This window comes from Agrobacterium sp. 22-221-1 (assembly GCF_053522445.1).
The window spans coordinates 43,296-60,093 of the sequence record NZ_JBNWCL010000026.1 but is presented as its reverse complement, the minus strand read 5'-3'; the positions used below and the strand labels follow the sequence as shown (position 1 = coordinate 60,093).

Below are 16,798 nucleotides of genomic sequence, written 5' to 3'. Positions count from 1 at the left end.
CGCCTGCCTGCATCAGCCGGGTTTGCGATGCCCGGCTGATGCATCCAGTAAACCACAAATCCTCCACACAAGCCCGAGGATGACGGAGGAGAGGTTTGAGCCCCCCTTTTTAACAGCCGCCAGCGCTTGGATTATATAGACACGCCTCTTCAGCCAGCGGACAGCCCGTCGCCAGCCCTTAGTCTCCGATTGATCGCCTCGCGGACACGTCGCCATTTCCCCTGTTCTAAGCTCCGGCTGCGGTGCCAGGCCGCATATTCTTCCATCAGCGCCCATTCTTCTGGGTCATTGGGGTGATCCCGCATCACCTGCTCGGCAATCCCTTCGATTTCTGCACGGGGAGTGAAACGCGGCAAGAACACGGCCTCCCACAGGGTCCAGCAGACGGCAACGAGGATTGGCGATACCGCCGCCGCGATTGCCAGCCATTTCCAAATGAGCAGAAGGAAATCGACCATAATTCGCGACCAATAAATCCGACAGATCGTCAAATACCCCGCAGTCTTAGATAGAATAAAATGCAGAAACAACAAATTATTATTTATAATAAATCGCAAAATTCGCAATTATATTACGAATTATCCCAATATCGTAATATTAATTCCTTCTTTTACTAAGTCGCGCCTCCGAATGTAAGGTCGGAGGTACGGCGTGCCACTTGCAGTCATATTCGGAACAAATCTGCGTAATCTGCGTAAGGCGAAATACCTGACGCAGGCGGAGCTTGCCGAGAAAGTATCGCTGTCGGCCGAAATGATAAGCAGGATCGAGCGTGGCAATGCTTCGCCATCATTCATGACGATAGAGAAGCTATCGGAAATATTGGATGTGCCGGAGGTCGTTTTTTTCGGCGTCGGGGTGATCGTGACGACGGATAGCGACAGGACGCGCATCCTTTCGAAGATTCAGACCAAGCTCTCGCGCCTGAACGAGGACCAGTTGGTCCGTGCCGACAGGATGCTGAGCGTGCTCACCGACTGAAAGCGGCCTCATACCTGCCAGACACGCCTGCGTCGTCCGATGAATAGCAAACGTCGGCATACATCCCGACGTCATTCTCGGGCCTGTCCCGAGAATCTGCAACCGATTGATTTTATTCGACGTGACTAGATCCTCGGCACGGGGCCGAGGATGACGGATGAGAGGTTTGAGCGCCTTTTCGGTAAATCGTGCGCTCAGCCGAGCTTGCGATCCGCCCAGCGGTCCACCGCGCTGTCGCGCAGGTCGCGAATGGACTGTACGCCCTCGCGGGCGACCAGCTTCGATAGGCCCTTGACGATGGCCGAGGGCAGGCCGGGGCCTTCATAGACCATGCAGGAATAGAGCTGCACGAGATCGGCCCCTGCCCTTATCTTTTCCAAAGCGGTCTCTGCGGATGACACACCGCCGACGCCGATGATCGGCAGGTTGCCGCCGACGCGGCGGCGCATCTTGGCGAGAGCCGTGGTGGAAAGCTCGAAGAGCGGCTTGCCCGAGAGACCGCCTGCCTCGCCCTTGTGCGGGCCCGGCCTCAGGCCTTCGCGGGAAAGCGTGGTGTTCGAAACGATCAGGCCATCGAGATCATGGGCGAGCGCCTCTTCCGCAACATCGTCCAGCCCCTCTTCGGTCAGATCGGGCGCGATCTTGAGGAAGACCGGGATGCGTTTGCCGAAGCGTTCGGCTTCCACTTTCCGGCGTTCCAGCACGGCGGCGAGAAGCGCGGCAAGGCTTTCGCGCGCCTGAAGATCGCGCAGGCCGGGCGTGTTGGGCGAGGAAATATTGACGGTGAAATAGGATGCAACCGAATAAAACGCCTCGATGCCCTGCACATAATCGGCGATGCGGTCTTCGCTATCCTTGTTGGCGCCGATATTGACACCGACGATGCCGCGCAGCTTTGCCTGCTTCAGACGCTCCAGCGCGGCCGCATGGCCTTCATTGTTGAAGCCGAGGCGATTGATGACACCCTCATCCTCGACCAGACGGAAGATACGCGGCCTGGGATTGCCGGATTGCGCCTTGGGCGTGACGGTGCCGATTTCGGTAAAGCCGAAACCGAGCCTCAGAAGCGGCCCCGGCACTTCCGCATTCTTGTCGTAACCCGCCGCCATGCCGAGCGGATTGGGGAAAACGAGGCCAGCCACGGTCTGCTGCAGAAGCGGATCGTGCGGCACCATGCAGGTGGGCAGGAAGCCGCTTTTCAGCGCCGCAATGGACAGGCCATGCGCCTTTTCCGGATCGACCAGAAACAGGCCCTTGCGGCCGATAGAGGAAAATAATCCGCTCATCACAAAATCTCCGGAAACTGGTGCTGGCCGTCGTGACCGAGCGAAAGCGGCGTTTCCCAAAGCACGGCGGTCAAGGGAAGAGGCGCATAAAGATGCGGGAAAAGATCGCCGCCTCTGGAGGGTTCATAAACCAGCTTGTCGCCGAGGGCCGCGCCGTCGACCGCGATCAGAAGCAGATCGACCTGGCCGGAAAAATGCCGTGCGGCGGTCTCTGCCGCCTGTTTTGCCGTTGAAAAATGAATGAAGCCGTCCGTCAGGTCGATGGCCGCACCTTCGAAGACGCCCTTCGCCTTTGCCGCGCTCCATAACGTCTCCGGCACGATTTTATAGATGATCGCGGGCGTTTCCTGCATAGGGCTCTCCAAGGCTTTCCACTCAGCGGGATTTGCCGCAAAGCTCGAAGATTGTCCACAGTTTCCACGGCATTTTTATTGCGGAGAGCCTGAAAGACCGCCTGTCCACAAGCTTTTCCTTGTAATGCAGGACCGATTGGCGCAACCTTTGGCGGAGGAGCCGGACGTGTTTCGACCGCTGGCAAATGGGAGTGAGCCAATATCAGAAAAAGAACCGCATAACGCCCTTGGGAGGGGGCCAGAATGTCGGAACTTGTCATTATCATAGCAGATGACCATCCGCTTTTTCGCGGCGCCCTGAAACAGGCCGTATCCGGCCTCGACGGGCAACAGAGCATTATTGAAGCCGGGGATTTCGAGGCCGCCCGAAGTGCAGCCGCAGCGCGCAACGACGCCGATCTTATGCTTCTCGACCTCGCAATGCCGGGGGTGAGCGGATTTTCAGGCCTGATGGCGCTCCGGGCGGAATTCTCCAGCCTGCCGATCGTCATCGTTTCGGCAACGGACGATGCGACCACCGTGCGCCGCTCCATCGAACTCGGTGCTTCCGGTTTCATTTCCAAATCCTCCGGTATCGACGATATCAGGGACGGCATCCGTGCGGTTCTGGAAGGCGATGTCTGGATACCCGCAGGTCATCAGGGCGACAAGGAACAGGATCCTGACGTGGCCGATCTCATCGGCAGGCTCAGAACGCTGACGCCGCAGCAAAGCCGGGTTCTGGGCATGCTGGCCGAAGGACTGCTCAACAAGCAGATCGCCTATGAGCTCAATGTTTCCGAAGCCACCATCAAGGCGCATGTCTCCGCGATCCTGCTGAAGCTCAAGGTCGACAGCCGCACTCAAGCGGTGATCCAGCTCGCCAAGATAAATACATCGGCCATGGTGGCGTAGAAAAGGATTTTATTCCTTTCCTTGCTTTACTCCTGACCGGATATGGTCTAGATTCCGGTCAGTAAACGACAGGAGCTTTTCCGCTATCGGCTCCACTTGCGGGCTTTCTATCATGCTGTCACACGAGACGATCTGGAGCGCCATCGATACGCTTGCCGAACGCCACCAGCTAACGCCTTCGGCATTGGCGAAGCGCGCCGGCCTCGATCCGACCTCGTTCAATAAATCGAAACGTTTCGGGCCGGATGGCCGCAAACGCTGGCCTTCGACGGAATCCGTCTCCAAGGTGCTGGAGGCAACGGGGGCAAGCGTCGACCAGTTTTTCGGTTATGCTTTCGGCAGGGCGCAGACCATGCAGCCCTCCGGCGCCGACAATGCCATCCCCCTGCTCGGTTTCGCGCAGGCGGGCTCCGGCGGTTTTTTCGACGATGGCGGCTTTCCGGCGGGTCAGGGCTGGGATGTGGTGGAATTCCCCTCCTCTCCCGAGCGCAAACAGGGCGTCTATGCGCTGGAGGTGCAGGGCGAGAGCATGATGCCGCTATACCGTGACGGCGACATTCTCATCGTTGAGCCGGGCGCACAGGTGCGGCGCGGCGACCGCGTGGTGCTGAAAAGCCGCGACGGCGAAGTGATGGCCAAGGTGCTGGCGCGGCAAAGCCCCAAAAACATCGAGCTTCTTTCGCTCAACCCGGAACATCCGAACCGCAGCTTCGACATGGCCGATGTGGAATGGATCGCCCGCATCATCTGGGCCAGCCAATAACCCGCAACTGCGTTTTCCGCGGTATCGACCGGGCACGCGCGCTGAGAATATTCCTTTAAAGACCGAGTGTCCTTGCGGCGGCATCGACCGTCATGATCTTCGCACCGCCCGACACCGCCCTGCGGACGAGACCCTGAAATCTGCCTTCCGGACAACCGTAAAAGCTCGGCATCTGCGAAACATCATGGGTGAAGATGATGAGCCAGCCACCTTTTTGCAGAACATCCTCCAGCCAGCCATCGGCGGCGTCGAGGTAGTTTTGATCCGAACGCAACTCGACCGCGGCAAGATTATGCGGGTCGACACTGCCCCGGTTGATCCCCGGCATGATGCCGCGCGCCGTCCTGAACCGGCGTCGCAGCAGCGGCTGCATGACCGGTGAGGCCATGCCGAAGGGAACGGAAAAATTGCGCCCGTGGCGGCTTGCATCGAACGAGCCGAGCACGCGGTCATTGCGATCGAGATCCTCCTCCAGTCCCCGTCGGGAAAAGCTCGAGAGTTTGCGATGGGAAAAGGTGTGGCAGGCGAGCTCATGGCCGGCTGCCGCCAGTTCCGAGCAGCCTTTCGCGGAAATCATCTGCTGTTGTTCATCGTATTGGTCGATGAACACGCCGGCGATGTAAAACGTGCCGCAAACGCCCTCGTTTTCCAGAATGCGCGCACCCGCCGTCCAGGCGCTTGCCGGCACATCGTCGAATGTGAAGGACACGATCGGTTCGGACGTTTCGATCCGCACCGCCGGTCCCGGCAAATAGCGCACCAGCCGGTTATTGATCCGGTCTGTAAAAGTCCCGATTTTTTGCGTCATACAAAGCCCCCCGGCCTGTCTGCAAATTACTGTCCCTCTTCGAGTATGTCGTAAGCCTGATGCCTCAAACAATAGATTGCGATTAGAAGAGAAGACCAGATAGGCCCGGTTCCGGTAAAGAAATTACTCTCTAAACACGAAGAAAGTAACGCATACACCCAAATTCTCGCAAAAAGTCGGGTCAGGCCCGGATCCGTGCCCTTATCCACCGCCGTGCGGAAATCGTTCGCGGGTATGATGACCAGCCAGATGACGGTGAGAATGAAGGCCGGCAGGCCGCCGTTCAGCAGGCTTTCAATATAGCCATTATGGGCATGGAAGGCCGTTACCGCCCAGGTGCCGGCAATATCGGCCTGTGACAGAAGCCGGTCGCTCGTCCAGAATGCCTGGAACCCCTGCCCAAAGATCGGCGATTGCGCGAAAGTGTCGAAGGATAGCCGCCATATGTCCGTCCGCCCGGTGAAGGTGGAATCGATGCCCAGGCCTTCGACAAAATTCTGTATACTCGGAAAATAGGTGGAGCCGACCGCGGATATGTTGATGAAGGCCAGAAGACCGCCAATCATCAGCAGGGTGCGGTTGGCATGCCTTTCCATGATCCAGATCAGCGCCACGGTGACGGGCAGCAGCATGGCCGCGGTTTTTCCGTTGGTCTTCCACAGGAAGAACCCTGCCAGCAGCGTGATGGCGATGCCGCCCAGCGTCGACCAGGCGTTGCGCAGGTAAAGCCCGATCATGAAGAGAATGATCATCGCCGGCGCGGCGGCATTCTTGTGATTGAAGATACCGCGCCAGTCACCCGCCAGCGCTTTTTCATCGAGATCATAGGGCTGATGGATCGAGCGCGAGCTGAGGAAGATCACCCCCAGATAACACAGCGCCAAGAGAATGATGGCGAAGATGGCCATCATCCGGTCGAACTGCCGCCGGTCGCGCGGCATGACGACAAGGACGCTGGTGATGAAGCACAGAAGCGCCGTGAAGATCAGACGTTGCAGCGACGTGCCGGGCTGGGTTCCAACCACCGAGCATATCGCCAGCCAGAAGAACAGCAGCAGAATGGGCAGCCGCGGCCGCAGCAGAAGCCCCGTCAGCCGGTGGCGCAGCGCAAAAACGCCGAGGATCAATGCGATCACGAGGCCGGTCAGCTGGTTTGCGGCGGCGTGCGGCACGGGCGGTGCTGCGAGATTTTCGAAAGGCGCGACGGAAATCCAGATATAGAGCATGGTGGCGACGAAAAAAAACGCGTCGCGCCGGCTGCCGGCAAGGGAAATGGCGCTGCCTTGCGCAGAGACGGGCTGCGTATCAGCCAAACGCGGCATGGTCGCCTGCATCGAAAATGGATAGTCGGATCATTGGCCTGCCTTGTGACGAACAACGAAACCCTTCTGAAACAGGGCCATGTCCAAATAACCATAAACAGTCATTATCATCATTATTATGCAATTGCTTTAACCCTCTCTTACCTCAAGAGGGATAAGACAGGATAAACTGCCATTCATTCGGGTCGCGGACTTTCACTTTATTGGCCGGTTGCGGCTTTTTCAGTTCGCCAGATTTTAAAAAGCAGCGCAGTCATTTTTGAATTCGCCCGGCAATGCCGGAAAACATGGAGAATGAGGTGTCGTTCAATACGCCGCGGCTCGGCCATCTAGTCAGACTGGGATTGACCTACATGGCATCCGGCGGAGCGCTCCTCATGTCCAGCGCCGCCCAGCTTCTGACCTTCGCGCTGCTTGCCCGCCATCTCGGTGTCGAACAATTCGCGCTTTACGCCTCCATCACGGCCGTCACCAATCTCGGCGTCCAGATCTGCGGCATCGGTTCGCAGGAATCGCTGATCCGCCGTGTCGCGCAGGATCGCAGCATGTTTCCCGTCATGCTCGGCCACAGCTATCTTTTAAGCGCCGCGACAGGCGTGGTTCTGACGATCATCGGCATGGTGACGATCCCGGTATTTTTCCCGACCTCGGAAACATTGCTGCACACGCTGATCACCACCTTCCTGATCCTGTTCACGAACCTCGTCCTCCTGAAAGTCATCTCGCTTTCCACGCAGAGCTTCATCGCCCATTCCGACTTCGCCTCCGCCAACAAGCTGGAAGTGATGTTTGCCGTCGCCCGCACCATTGCCGCGGTGGTCGCCTGCCTCATCTTCAAGGTGGAAACCGTAGAGGCATGGGCGTTGTGGAACCTTGCGGCCCACACCATTGCGGCCATGATCTCGGTCAAGGCGATAGCGAGACTCGGCAGCCCGGTGTTCCGCATCGTGCGTGAGGAAATCCGCATCGGTGTCCTGTTTTCCACCCAGTTCCTGTTCAAGGCCGTGCGCGGCAATGCCGATATTCTCGTTCTCGGCGCCATCGCCAGCGCCGAGGTGCTGGGCAGCTATTCCATCGCCCGGCGCATTCTCGACAGTTCCTATCTCTCCGTCGAGGCCCTCAACCGGCTGATCTATCCGGGTTCGGCTTCCGCCGCCCTGCAGGGCATCAGCAAGACCATAGAACGCGCCTATAACGTGCTGAAGGCCGCACTTTTCATCGCGACCGGCAGTGCGCTCGTCATTTTCATCATCGCGCCCTTCCTGCCGCTTTTGTTCGGCGATGAATATGTTTCGCTACCCATCATCACCCGCGTGCTTTGCTGGGCGGTTCTGCCCATGGCCGTTGCCGCCACCGCGCTCGAGGCGCTCGGTGCATCAGGACGGCAGGATATTCGCGCGAAGATCTGGAACAGCGGCAACCTCATCGGCTCCGTCATCGTCGCTTTCTTCACCTGGTCATTCAGCATTTCGGGAACGATCGGCAGCTATTTCATGGTGGAAACCGCCATCGCCGCCGCCGTATGGATCGCGCTGCTGCGCCTGCGCCGCAATGAAGAGGTTTTCGCGCCAGCCAAATAGGAGCTGGCGTAAGCACCTATCCGGTGGCCGGCTCACCCTAATAGAGCCCATAAGGGAAATAACGCCGGTAGATTTCTTCCAGCCGGCCGTTGCGGGAAAGGGCCGCCAGCGCCTGATCGAAAGCCGGAACAAGCACGTTGTCGGGATCGACGGTCATGATGGACAGGCCTTCACCGAGAAACCTGTCGGACATATAGGGACCGCCGAAGAGTGCGCAGCAGCCTTCGGAAGCGCTTCCCGAAACCCAGAAAGGCAGGCGCAGACCGTCGGCGAAGATGGCGTCCACCTTGCCTTTCTTCAGCGCGTCATACATCGGCTCGTAGCCATCGAAGCCCTCGGCCGCGGCCTTTGGAAAGAACGCCTTCAGCATCTGTTCGTGCCGCGAGCCGGCAACCACACCCACCTTCTTTCCCGAAAGCGCATCGGCACCGGAGCCGGTGAATTTCGCCGCCTTGTTCACAGCAAGACGGGCGGGCATCAGGAGATAGGGCCGCGAGAAGGTAAAACTCTTGCGCAGGTCGGCGGTGGTGGCGAGGCCGGAAATCACCGCTTCGCCCTCACCCATTTCCAAAGCCGCCTCCAGCTCGTCAAACGGCAGCGCCTGCACCTGGCATTTGCTTTCGACCTTCAACTGGGCGCAGATTTCACGCACCAGATCGACATGGAAACCCGCAAGCCGGCCTTCCTGATCGGTAAAATTGAAGGGCGGGAAATCGACCGACATCAGAAATCTGATGCGGGGAACGGAAGAAAGATCGCCGCCCGGAAACCGCTCCTGCGCATCGAACAGCACCGGCATCCGGTTGCCGTCCGACAGGCCTTCCGCACGTACATCGCTAAAAAAACCAGTAAATTGTAAAGCGAAAGCTAAAGTAAATCCGAGACTTATATTCCGCGTTACACTCGTCATTCTCATCTATACTATCCGTAACAGGAAGTGGGGCGTTACCATGACGGCGGCGGCGATGCATGGATTATTTTAGGCAATATACACGAGATTCGTTTCGCACGACGCCGGCGACACGAAAAATTGCATTTTCCCATGTCAGTGAAAATCCACTCCCAACCGCTTCCGAACAGGACCAGGCCAGACAGGCCCGCTTTCTCTCTTCGCTGGGATTGGGCAGGCCCTATATCAAGGCATTCGAACAACGGGCTCTGGAAAATGGCTCGACTTTGGAGGACGAATTGCTGGCAAGCGGTCTCGTCACGACGGATGCCTATTTCGGTGCCTTCGCCAGATTCCTGCGGTTGCCGTTTCTCCCGGAAATCGGGCCGGACCGGGTGATGGACTTGAACAGACTGGACACTCAGCTCTCCGAGCCGAGGTTCCTGCGGCTGACACCATTGAACGGCACACCGACGCTGCTGATCGTGCCGGAACTGGCGCGGATGGCGTCGCTGAAAAACATGCTGGATCAGCATCCGCGTCTTCTCGACGACTTTGCCGTGACAACCCCGCAGGCCATGCGCAGCGCAATCTGGAAAGCGGGCGAGGCCCGCCGCTCGGCGGAAACCCAGCAGCGGCTTTTCAACACGGCGCCGCACCATTCCGCCAGGATCACGCTGCATGGCCAGCAGGGTTTTTGCAGCGGCGTTCTCCTTACCCTGCTCATTCTGTCGCTACTGTTTTACACGGAAGCGGCATTTACGTATCTGCATGTCACCCTGACGATGTTTTACCTTTTGACCCTGCTTTTCAGGCTGTTTGCGCTCTTCCATCTCCCCATGGAAAAGGACGCCACCTTGCCTCTTCGGCAGGAAAACGAATTGCCTGTCTATACTGTTCTGGTGGCGCTTTACCGGGAAGAGGCCGTCGTCGGGCAGCTCATCGGCGCATTGGAACGTCTGGACTGGCCCAAATCCCGGCTGGACATCAAGCTTGTCTGCGAGGCGGACGACGGCGTGACGATCGAGGCGATCCAGCGGATGAATCCCGGCCCGCATATGGAGGTCGTCAGGGTGCCGCCTTCCCTGCCGCGCACCAAACCCAAAGCCCTCACTTACGCGCTTTCCGGCGCGCGTGGCGCATTCGTTGTGGTCTATGATGCCGAGGACCGGCCCCATCCGCAGCAATTGCGCGAAGCCTATGCCACCTTCCGCAACGAGCCGGACGAGGTGGCCTGCCTGCAGGCGCCGCTTATCATCAGCAATGCCTCTTCTTCCTGGCTCAGCGCCTGTTTCGCATTGGAATATTCCGGTCTCTTCCGCTGCATGTTACCTGCCCTTGCCGCACACGGCTTACCGTTGCCGCTTGGCGGCACCTCCAATCATTTCCGGACCGCCGTGCTGCGGAAGGCCGGCGCCTGGGACCCCTATAATGTAACTGAGGATGCCGATCTCGGCCTCCGGCTGCATCGGCTGGGTTATCGTTGCGGCGTCATCCGGCGACAAACGCTGGAGGATGCGCCGACCTTGCTATCCGTGTGGCTGAACCAGCGAACACGCTGGTACAAGGGCTGGCTGCAAAGCTGGCTGGTGATGACCCGTGCGCCCTTTGCGACCGCGCGCGACATGGGATGGTTTGCCTATGTGGTCTTTCAACTGCTGATCGGCGGCATGCTTCTGTCGTCGCTGGCGCACCCCCTGCTCTTCGTTTCCATGGCATTCATGACCATCGCCCTCCGGGAAAATGGTGCTGACCTGCTACTCACCTGGCAGGGTCTTCTGTTTTTTATCGATGTGCTGAATATCGTCGGAAGCTACACGATCTTCGTGCTGATGGGCCGCAGCAGAATGATTGCCTATGAAAGAAGGCGTGTCGGAAGGCGGTGGCTGGCAATGCCCGCATATTGGCTGATGCTGTCCATCGCGGCCTGGCGGGCCGTGGTGGAACTCAAAACCAAACCCTTCGCATGGAACAAGACACCACACGCGCCGGTCGCCAAAAATACCTCATGATCCGGCATCTTCGGCAGAGCCAAAACAGTCCTGATACTTCTTTCGACCAGCCGCGGCAGCGGCTCATGGCTTCACTCACATTGCTGCTGCCAGCAAAGCCACTTCACACTTTCCACTACCGCCGTCATCGATAACAGGAACCAGTGCCTTGCCGAACGAAGCTCCTCCTTCGGCAAGGTCCGTCATTTCATCCTGAAGGCGACCGAACCGCTCTACTTGGTAACGAGCTTGTTCTTGATCAGGCCGACGATGATCTGCACGATCAGACCGCCGACACCGCCGCCAACGAGCTGGCCGGCGAGAGCGCCGATATCCACGCCGCCGGCTGCCGCATCTCCCGCTGCGCCGAGCAGCGAACCAAGCACGGTTCCGCCGCCGAGACCGCCGATGGCGCCGGCAATCAGATTGCCAAGCGAACCAAGATCGGAGTCCTTCACTATCTTTCCGCCTGCCGTGCCGCCTACCGCACCGCCGACGATCTGGGCCAATATCGAAGCAAGATCCATGTCATCCTCCTCAGTCGTTTCCCCGACCATTCGAGGAAACAAAGCCTCTTATTCATGTCTGCGCAGGTTGAACCGAACCGGCATGGCCGGCCTTCTCTTCCTCGCCGAAGATTTTCCAGATCACGGCCCCAATGGCGCCGCCGAGGATCGGAGCGAGCCAGAACAGCCAGAGCTGCTGCAGCGCCCATCCGCCAACGAACAATGCCTGTCCCGTGGAGCGGGCCGGATTGACGGATGTGTTAGTGACCGGAATGGAAATCAGATGAATAAGGGTAAGGGCAAGACCGATGGCGATCGGCGCGAAGCCGGCAGGAACCCTGCCATGCGTTGAGCCCAGAATGACGATCAGGAAAAACGCCGTCAGGATGACTTCGATCAGCAGCGCCGATACGAGAGAATATCCGCCCGGCGAATGTTCACCATAACCATTGGCGGCAAAACCGCCGATTTCAGCCCCCGCCTTGCCAGTGAAGATGACATAAAGCGCCGCAGCCGCGACGATCGCCCCCAGAACCTGCGCCACAATGTAGGGCACGAGGTTCGCTGCCGGGAATTTACCGGCAACGGTGAGGCCGACTGAAACGGCCGGATTGAAATGACCGCCCGAAATGCCGCCAACCGCATAGGCCATGGTCAGAACCGTCAGACCAAAAGCAAAAGCGACACCAAGGAAGCCAATACCGAGTTCAGGAAAGCCGGCGGCAAAAACCGCACTGCCGCATCCTCCGAACACGAGCCAAAAGGTTCCCAGAAATTCCGAAAGAAGTTTGCGACTCATAACACTTCCCCTATGTTACGACTGCATCAACTATTACGTGCAATTTAATCGTAGTCAAGCTAAATTGCATATTAGCGCAACGACCGACACGATGGCGGCTAAACGCGGCACAGGAAGAGTGTCAGATGTCTGGAAAATGGAGCGGGTGAAGGGAATCGAACCCTCGTATTCAGCTTGGGAAGCTGCTGCTCTACCATTGAGCTACACCCGCGCCGCGCATAAGACATCGGATAGTTCGCAGCGGGTGTCAAGCACCCGCCGGGTTGGTTATTCGGCGCGAAAATGCTTGGAGAGCTTCAGCCCCTGCGCCTGATAATTGGAGCCGAGGCCGGTGCCATAGAGGCCTTCCGGTTTTTGCAACATGTGCTCGTAAACCAGCCGGCCGACGATCTGGCCGTGTTCGAGGATGAAGGGAACCTCGTGGCTGCGGACTTCGAGCACGGCGCGGCTGCCGGTGCCGCCCGCCTGCGCATGGCCGAAGCCGGGATCGAAGAAGCCGGCGTAGTGCACGCGGAATTCGCCCACCAACGGGTCGAAGGGTGTCATTTCGGCCGCATAGAGCGGCGGAACGTGGACTGCTTCGCGCGAGACGAGAATATAGAATTCATCCGGGTCGAGGATCAGTTCGGCGCGGCCGCGGGCATAGAGCGGCTCCCAGAAATCGAGAACGTCATGCTGGGCTTTCTTGTCGACATCCACCACCGCCGTGTGATGTTTGCCGCGATAACCGATCAACCCGTTTTCACCGAAACCCTTGAGGTCGATCGAGAGCGCGATGCCGCCGCCGGTCACGTTGGGCGTGTCGCTGGCAACCAGCGTTTCCGTCTCGTGCAGCTTCAGCAGTTCACTTTCGTTGAGCAGCGAATGGCCGATGCGGAAGCGGATCTGCGACAGGCGCGAGCCGCGTCGCACCACGATTGGGAAGGTGCGCGGGCTGATTTCCAGATAGAGCGGGCCGGCATAACCCGCCGGTATCTTGTCGAATTCCTGCGCGCTATCAGTCATGACGCGGGTGAAGATATCGAGACGGCCGGTCGAGCTTTTCGGATTGGCCGAGGCCGACATGTCCGCCGGCAGCGCAAGGCTCTCCATCAAGGGAACGATATAGACACAACCGGTTTCCAGCACCGCGCCCTGGGTGAGGTCGATCTCGTGCAGGCTGAGACGATTGAGCTTGTCGATGACGCGGTTTCCGGGGCCGGGCATGAAACTGGCGCGCACGCGATAGGCCTTCGAGCCGAGCCTGAGATCGAGGCTGGCGGGCTGCACCTGATCAGCATCGAGATCGGCCTCGCTCTTCAGCTTGCCGCCCGCAAACAGCGCCTTGATTGCGCCATCCGCCAAAATGCCCGTGGTTCTCGTCATGGTCATCATTCCTTTTTACGGCGACAAAACCAAAAGGAAAGCATTGACGCAAGCCGGTAACGGCAGTATGGCAAGCTTATCCCGTGGTGATTTGGCCGGTCGGCTTGCAGCCACGTTAAACAAGTGGCTAAAAAGACCGGGTGCTAGGAACCGGTCTGCTTTCGCGGCCGGTTTTTTTGTTTTGAAGGTGATCACATGAGCAATAAATGGCGCCCGGCAACCCAGCTCGTTCACGGCGGTACGCTACGCTCCCCTTACGGTGAAACGTCGGAAGCGATCTATCTGACCCAGGGTTTCGTCTATGAAAACTCCGAAGCCGCCGAAGCGCGCTTCAAGGGTGAAACGGATGGGTTCATCTACGCCCGCTATGCGAGCCCGACCAACGACATGTTCGAAAAGCGCATGTGCCTGCTGGAAGGCGCTGAAGACGCCCGCGCACTTGCGTCGGGCATGGCCGCCGTCACCGCCGCCATCATGTGCCAGCTGCGCGCCGGCGACCATATCGTTGCGGCCCGCGCCCTCTTCGGCTCCTGCCGCTGGGTGGTCGAAACGCTCGCGCCGAAATACGGCATCGAATGCACGCTGATCGACGGACGCGATCTCGGAAACTGGGAAAAGGCGATCCAGCCGAACACCAAGCTGTTCTTCCTCGAAAGCCCGACCAATCCGACGCTTGAAATCATCGATATTGCCGGCGTGGCGAAGCTCGCCAACCAGATCGGCGCGAAGGTGGTGGTCGACAACGTCTTCGCCACACCGCTTTTCCAGAAGCCGCTCGAACTCGGCGCGCATATCGTCGTCTATTCGGCAACCAAACATATTGACGGCCAGGGCCGCTGCCTTGGCGGCGTGATCCTTTCCGACAAGAAGTGGATCGAGGAAGAGCTGCAGGATTATTTCCGCCATACCGGCCCGGCCATGTCGCCTTTCAATGCCTGGACGCTTCTGAAGGGCATCGAGACCCTGCCGCTGCGCGTCAAACAGCAGACGGCCAATGCCGGCAAAATCGCCGATTTTCTCGCCGATAGCGGCAAGGTCGCCAAGGTCATCTATCCCGGCCGCGCCGATCACCCGCAGGCCGATATCATCGCGCGGCAAATGTCCGGCGGCTCGACGCTTGTGGCTTTCGAACTGAAGGGCGGCAAGGAAGCGGCCTTCAAGCTGCAGAACGCGCTTGAGATCGTCAAGATTTCCAACAATCTCGGTGACGCCAAGAGCCTCATCACCCACCCCGGCACGACGACGCACAAAAACCTCACCGACGAGGCGCGTGCCGAACTCGGCATTTCCGGCGGCACCCTGCGCCTTTCCTGCGGCATCGAGGATACCGACGATCTGCTGGAGGATCTGGCGAAGGGTCTGGCGGCCGTTTCGGCCTGAAAATTCAATCTGCAAATCGCCATGGCCTGACCGCGTGTCGGGCCATGGTTCGCCTGCACGGTCTAAAAAGACCGCATCAGGCAACCAATATTTACCTTTACCGTTATCCCTAACGGTGGAAAACAGCGCAACAGGAGACGCCTCCTGCCCGTCAAGTCATTCATTTTCTTGACGATAGCCAGAGCCTATAGTGTAGGATGCGGCGGCAGGCATAATATCGAGGTGTGGCGCGTATGTATCGTGCTCTGACAAGGGATATCGAGGTAACGGTCGATCCGTATTATCTCGAGGAACAATCCGACCCGGATGACGATCGTTACGTCTGGGGCTACAAAGTCGTGATCGCGAACAATTCCGATATCCCGGTTACCCTCGTCAATCGCTATTGGCACATCACCGATCAGAACGGACAGGTGGATGAGGTCTATGGGCCGGGCGTCGTGGGTGAGAAGCCGCATCTGAAACCGGGCGACAGCTACGAATATTCTTCCGGCTGCCCGCTGGATACACCTTCCGGCCTGATGTTCGGCCATTATGAAATGGAAACGGAAAATGGCGAGGTGTTCAACGTCACCATACCCGCCTTTTCGCTGGATTCACCCGGCCTGATGCGGGTCCTGAACTGACATTCACCCGGCAATGAAAAAGCCGCGCCCTTCAGGACGCGGCTTTCATTCAGGCATTCTCAAATTCGCTGACATCGTAGCGATAGGTCGTGGAGCAGAACTCGCAGGTCACGGCAATGGCGCCGTCTTCCTCGCTCGCCTCGATCTCCTCGGCGGTGAAGCCGGACAGCACGCCCTTGATCTTGTCCCGCGAGCAGCTGCAACGGTCGAAAACCGCCTGCGGATCATAGATGCGCACACCGCTCTCATGGAAAAGCCGGAAGAGAAGGCGTTCCACCGGCACCTGCGGATCGGTCAGCTCGTCGGTATCCACCGTGTTCAGCAGCGTTACCGCTTCGGTCCAGGCATCGTCTTCCTGCACCTCGTGACCGCCCTCATCGCCATCGCCGCCATGCAGGTCGCGCATGCGCAGCCGCTCAGGCGCCTGCGGCAGGAACTGCGCGATAACGCCGCCCGCACGCCAGCCATGACGCGGCTTGCCTTCGCCATCACGGTCGAAGAACTCGGCAACGCCCAGCCGCACACGGGTGGGCAGCTGTTCTGACTGACGGAAATAAACCCCGGCAATGTCTTCCAGCGAGGAGCCATCGAGCGGCACGATACCCTGATAAGGCTGCATGCCCGCCCCCTGATCGATCGTGAAGGCCAGAATGCCGTTGCCGAGCAATTGCTCCGGCGACGTCGCCCCGGCCGCAATCGCCTCCGCCAGCCGCTCCTCATCGAAACGGGCATAGGCGCGCATGCTTTCCGGCGCGGTGAAATCCGCAACCAGCAGGTCGACCGGGCCGTCACCCTTGGTCTGGACAGTCAGCTTGCCGGAAAACTTGAGCGACGTGCCGATCAGCGCCGTCAGAACGGTCGCTTCCGCCAGCAGGCGGGCGACCGCCGGGGGATAGTCATGCCGCTCGAGGATGGCATTCAGCAGCGGACCCACCTGCACGGCGCGGCCGCGCACATCCAGACCTTCGACCTGAAAGGGCACAACCTTGTCGTCGCCAGCAAAATCGAGATCGTCCAGTTCAACCGTTACATCTGCCATGTCATACTCCCTGGCGCAGCCGTGGCGCCGCTACCGTCCAAAAGTCCGGCTTTTAAAATGTGCTTTTTTGCTTGTCGCACAGAGACCCGGGAAGAGAAACCGCTTCCGGGGAAAAACGTGCAAATCGTGATGATGGCCCGCCAGCAAAACCGACGAGCCTCTTCGAAGTCCCACAGATGGTAATCTATGCGGTCAAGTTCAAGCACCCGGCGTGAC

17 protein-coding genes, 1 tRNA gene and 1 riboswitch are annotated in these 16,798 nt (G+C 58.9%); of the genes, 7 read left to right on the top strand and 11 right to left on the bottom strand.

Annotated features, from left to right (window positions below):
• Positions 1 to 149: 149 nt before the first annotated feature.
• Positions 150 to 458 (bottom strand): hypothetical protein, encoded by a 309-nt coding sequence (locus ACQZ5N_RS24925; RefSeq protein WP_448734415.1) that lies wholly within the window; start codon positions 456 to 458, stop codon positions 150 to 152.
• Positions 459 to 651: 193 nt separating this feature from the next.
• Here ACQZ5N_RS24925 and ACQZ5N_RS24920 point away from each other — a divergent pair, with 193 nt between their 5' ends.
• Entirely contained in the window at positions 652 to 981 is a 330-nt protein-coding gene (locus ACQZ5N_RS24920) for a helix-turn-helix domain-containing protein (RefSeq protein WP_448734414.1), read from the top strand.
• A gap of 194 nt (positions 982 to 1,175) precedes the next feature.
• Here ACQZ5N_RS24920 and ACQZ5N_RS24915 read toward each other — a convergent pair whose 3' ends face one another.
• Together ACQZ5N_RS24915 and ACQZ5N_RS24910 are read right to left on the bottom strand one after the other, a co-directional pair.
• Positions 1,176 to 2,267, bottom strand: a complete 1,092-nt coding sequence (locus ACQZ5N_RS24915; RefSeq protein WP_080852710.1) for a quinone-dependent dihydroorotate dehydrogenase — start codon at positions 2,265 to 2,267, stop codon at positions 1,176 to 1,178.
• Positions 2,267 to 2,620: a DUF952 domain-containing protein gene (locus tag ACQZ5N_RS24910; protein WP_059759483.1), complete on the bottom strand. Its 354-nt coding sequence runs from the start codon at positions 2,618 to 2,620 to the stop codon at positions 2,267 to 2,269. The genes ACQZ5N_RS24915 and ACQZ5N_RS24910 overlap by 1 nt, the downstream gene beginning before the upstream one ends.
• A gap of 243 nt (positions 2,621 to 2,863) precedes the next feature.
• Between ACQZ5N_RS24910 and ACQZ5N_RS24905 the strand changes: the two genes are divergently transcribed.
• Both ACQZ5N_RS24905 and ACQZ5N_RS24900 read left to right on the top strand, forming a co-directional pair.
• Positions 2,864 to 3,514, top strand: coding sequence for a response regulator (locus ACQZ5N_RS24905; protein WP_035265127.1), 651 nt, complete (start codon positions 2,864 to 2,866; stop codon positions 3,512 to 3,514).
• A gap of 112 nt (positions 3,515 to 3,626) precedes the next feature.
• Positions 3,627 to 4,277 (top strand): S24 family peptidase, encoded by a 651-nt coding sequence (locus ACQZ5N_RS24900; protein ID WP_006313323.1) that lies wholly within the window; start codon positions 3,627 to 3,629, stop codon positions 4,275 to 4,277.
• A 55-nt stretch (positions 4,278 to 4,332) separates the two neighbouring features.
• On the opposite strand, the gene ACQZ5N_RS24895 is transcribed toward ACQZ5N_RS24900, so the two are convergent.
• Together ACQZ5N_RS24895 and uppY are read right to left on the bottom strand one after the other, a co-directional pair.
• Positions 4,333 to 5,085 carry a polysaccharide deacetylase family protein gene (locus ACQZ5N_RS24895; protein ID WP_448734413.1) on the bottom strand — a complete coding sequence of 251 codons (753 nt, stop codon included), beginning with the start codon at positions 5,083 to 5,085 and terminating at the stop codon, positions 4,333 to 4,335.
• Between the two features lie 26 nt (positions 5,086 to 5,111).
• Positions 5,112 to 6,407, bottom strand: a complete 1,296-nt coding sequence (uppY, locus tag ACQZ5N_RS24890; RefSeq protein WP_059759518.1) for a Wzy-type polysaccharide biosynthesis protein UppY — start codon at positions 6,405 to 6,407, stop codon at positions 5,112 to 5,114.
• A gap of 287 nt (positions 6,408 to 6,694) precedes the next feature.
• Between uppY and uppX the strand changes: the two genes are divergently transcribed.
• Positions 6,695 to 7,987: a Wzx-type polysaccharide biosynthesis protein UppX gene (uppX, locus tag ACQZ5N_RS24885; RefSeq protein ID WP_168207958.1), complete on the top strand. Its 1,293-nt coding sequence runs from the start codon at positions 6,695 to 6,697 to the stop codon at positions 7,985 to 7,987.
• Between the two features lie 37 nt (positions 7,988 to 8,024).
• Here the strand turns inward: uppX and ACQZ5N_RS24880 are convergent, their stop codons facing one another.
• Complete coding sequence (locus ACQZ5N_RS24880; protein WP_035265120.1) at positions 8,025 to 8,786, bottom strand: transporter substrate-binding domain-containing protein; 762 nt, start codon at positions 8,784 to 8,786, stop codon at positions 8,025 to 8,027.
• Between the two features lie 170 nt (positions 8,787 to 8,956).
• On the opposite strand from ACQZ5N_RS24880, the gene ACQZ5N_RS24875 reads away from it, so the two are divergent.
• Positions 8,957 to 10,888, top strand: coding sequence for a glycosyltransferase family 2 protein (locus tag ACQZ5N_RS24875; RefSeq protein WP_448734412.1), 1,932 nt, complete (start codon positions 8,957 to 8,959; stop codon positions 10,886 to 10,888).
• A 212-nt stretch (positions 10,889 to 11,100) separates the two neighbouring features.
• Here ACQZ5N_RS24875 and ACQZ5N_RS24870 read toward each other — a convergent pair whose 3' ends face one another.
• From ACQZ5N_RS24870 to ACQZ5N_RS24855, 4 genes are all read right to left on the bottom strand, one after another.
• On the bottom strand, positions 11,101 to 11,394 hold the full coding sequence (locus tag ACQZ5N_RS24870; protein WP_003519942.1) for a hypothetical protein: 294 nt from the start codon (positions 11,392 to 11,394) through the stop codon (positions 11,101 to 11,103).
• Between the two features lie 52 nt (positions 11,395 to 11,446).
• A complete protein-coding gene (gene aqpZ / locus ACQZ5N_RS24865) occupies positions 11,447 to 12,172 on the bottom strand; it encodes an aquaporin Z (protein ID WP_003519943.1) in 726 nt (241 codons plus the stop codon).
• Positions 12,173 to 12,309: 137 nt separating this feature from the next.
• Positions 12,310 to 12,383, bottom strand: a tRNA-Gly gene (locus ACQZ5N_RS24860).
• Between the two features lie 56 nt (positions 12,384 to 12,439).
• On the bottom strand, positions 12,440 to 13,537 hold the full coding sequence (locus ACQZ5N_RS24855) for a 2'-deoxycytidine 5'-triphosphate deaminase (protein ID WP_080818826.1): 1,098 nt from the start codon (positions 13,535 to 13,537) through the stop codon (positions 12,440 to 12,442).
• A gap of 73 nt (positions 13,538 to 13,610) precedes the next feature.
• Positions 13,611 to 13,689: riboswitch (SAM riboswitch) on the top strand.
• A 43-nt stretch (positions 13,690 to 13,732) separates the two neighbouring features.
• Between ACQZ5N_RS24855 and ACQZ5N_RS24850 the strand changes: the two genes are divergently transcribed.
• Together ACQZ5N_RS24850 and apaG are read left to right on the top strand one after the other, a co-directional pair.
• Entirely contained in the window at positions 13,733 to 14,917 is a 1,185-nt protein-coding gene (locus ACQZ5N_RS24850) for an O-succinylhomoserine sulfhydrylase (protein WP_035265079.1), read from the top strand.
• A gap of 233 nt (positions 14,918 to 15,150) precedes the next feature.
• Positions 15,151 to 15,543: a Co2+/Mg2+ efflux protein ApaG gene (gene apaG, locus ACQZ5N_RS24845; RefSeq protein WP_003503545.1), complete on the top strand. Its 393-nt coding sequence runs from the start codon at positions 15,151 to 15,153 to the stop codon at positions 15,541 to 15,543.
• 49 nt (positions 15,544 to 15,592) lie between these two features.
• Here the strand turns inward: apaG and ACQZ5N_RS24840 are convergent, their stop codons facing one another.
• On the bottom strand, positions 15,593 to 16,582 hold the full coding sequence (locus ACQZ5N_RS24840) for an Hsp33 family molecular chaperone (protein WP_065654528.1): 990 nt from the start codon (positions 16,580 to 16,582) through the stop codon (positions 15,593 to 15,595).
• Positions 16,583 to 16,798 lie beyond the last annotated feature (216 nt).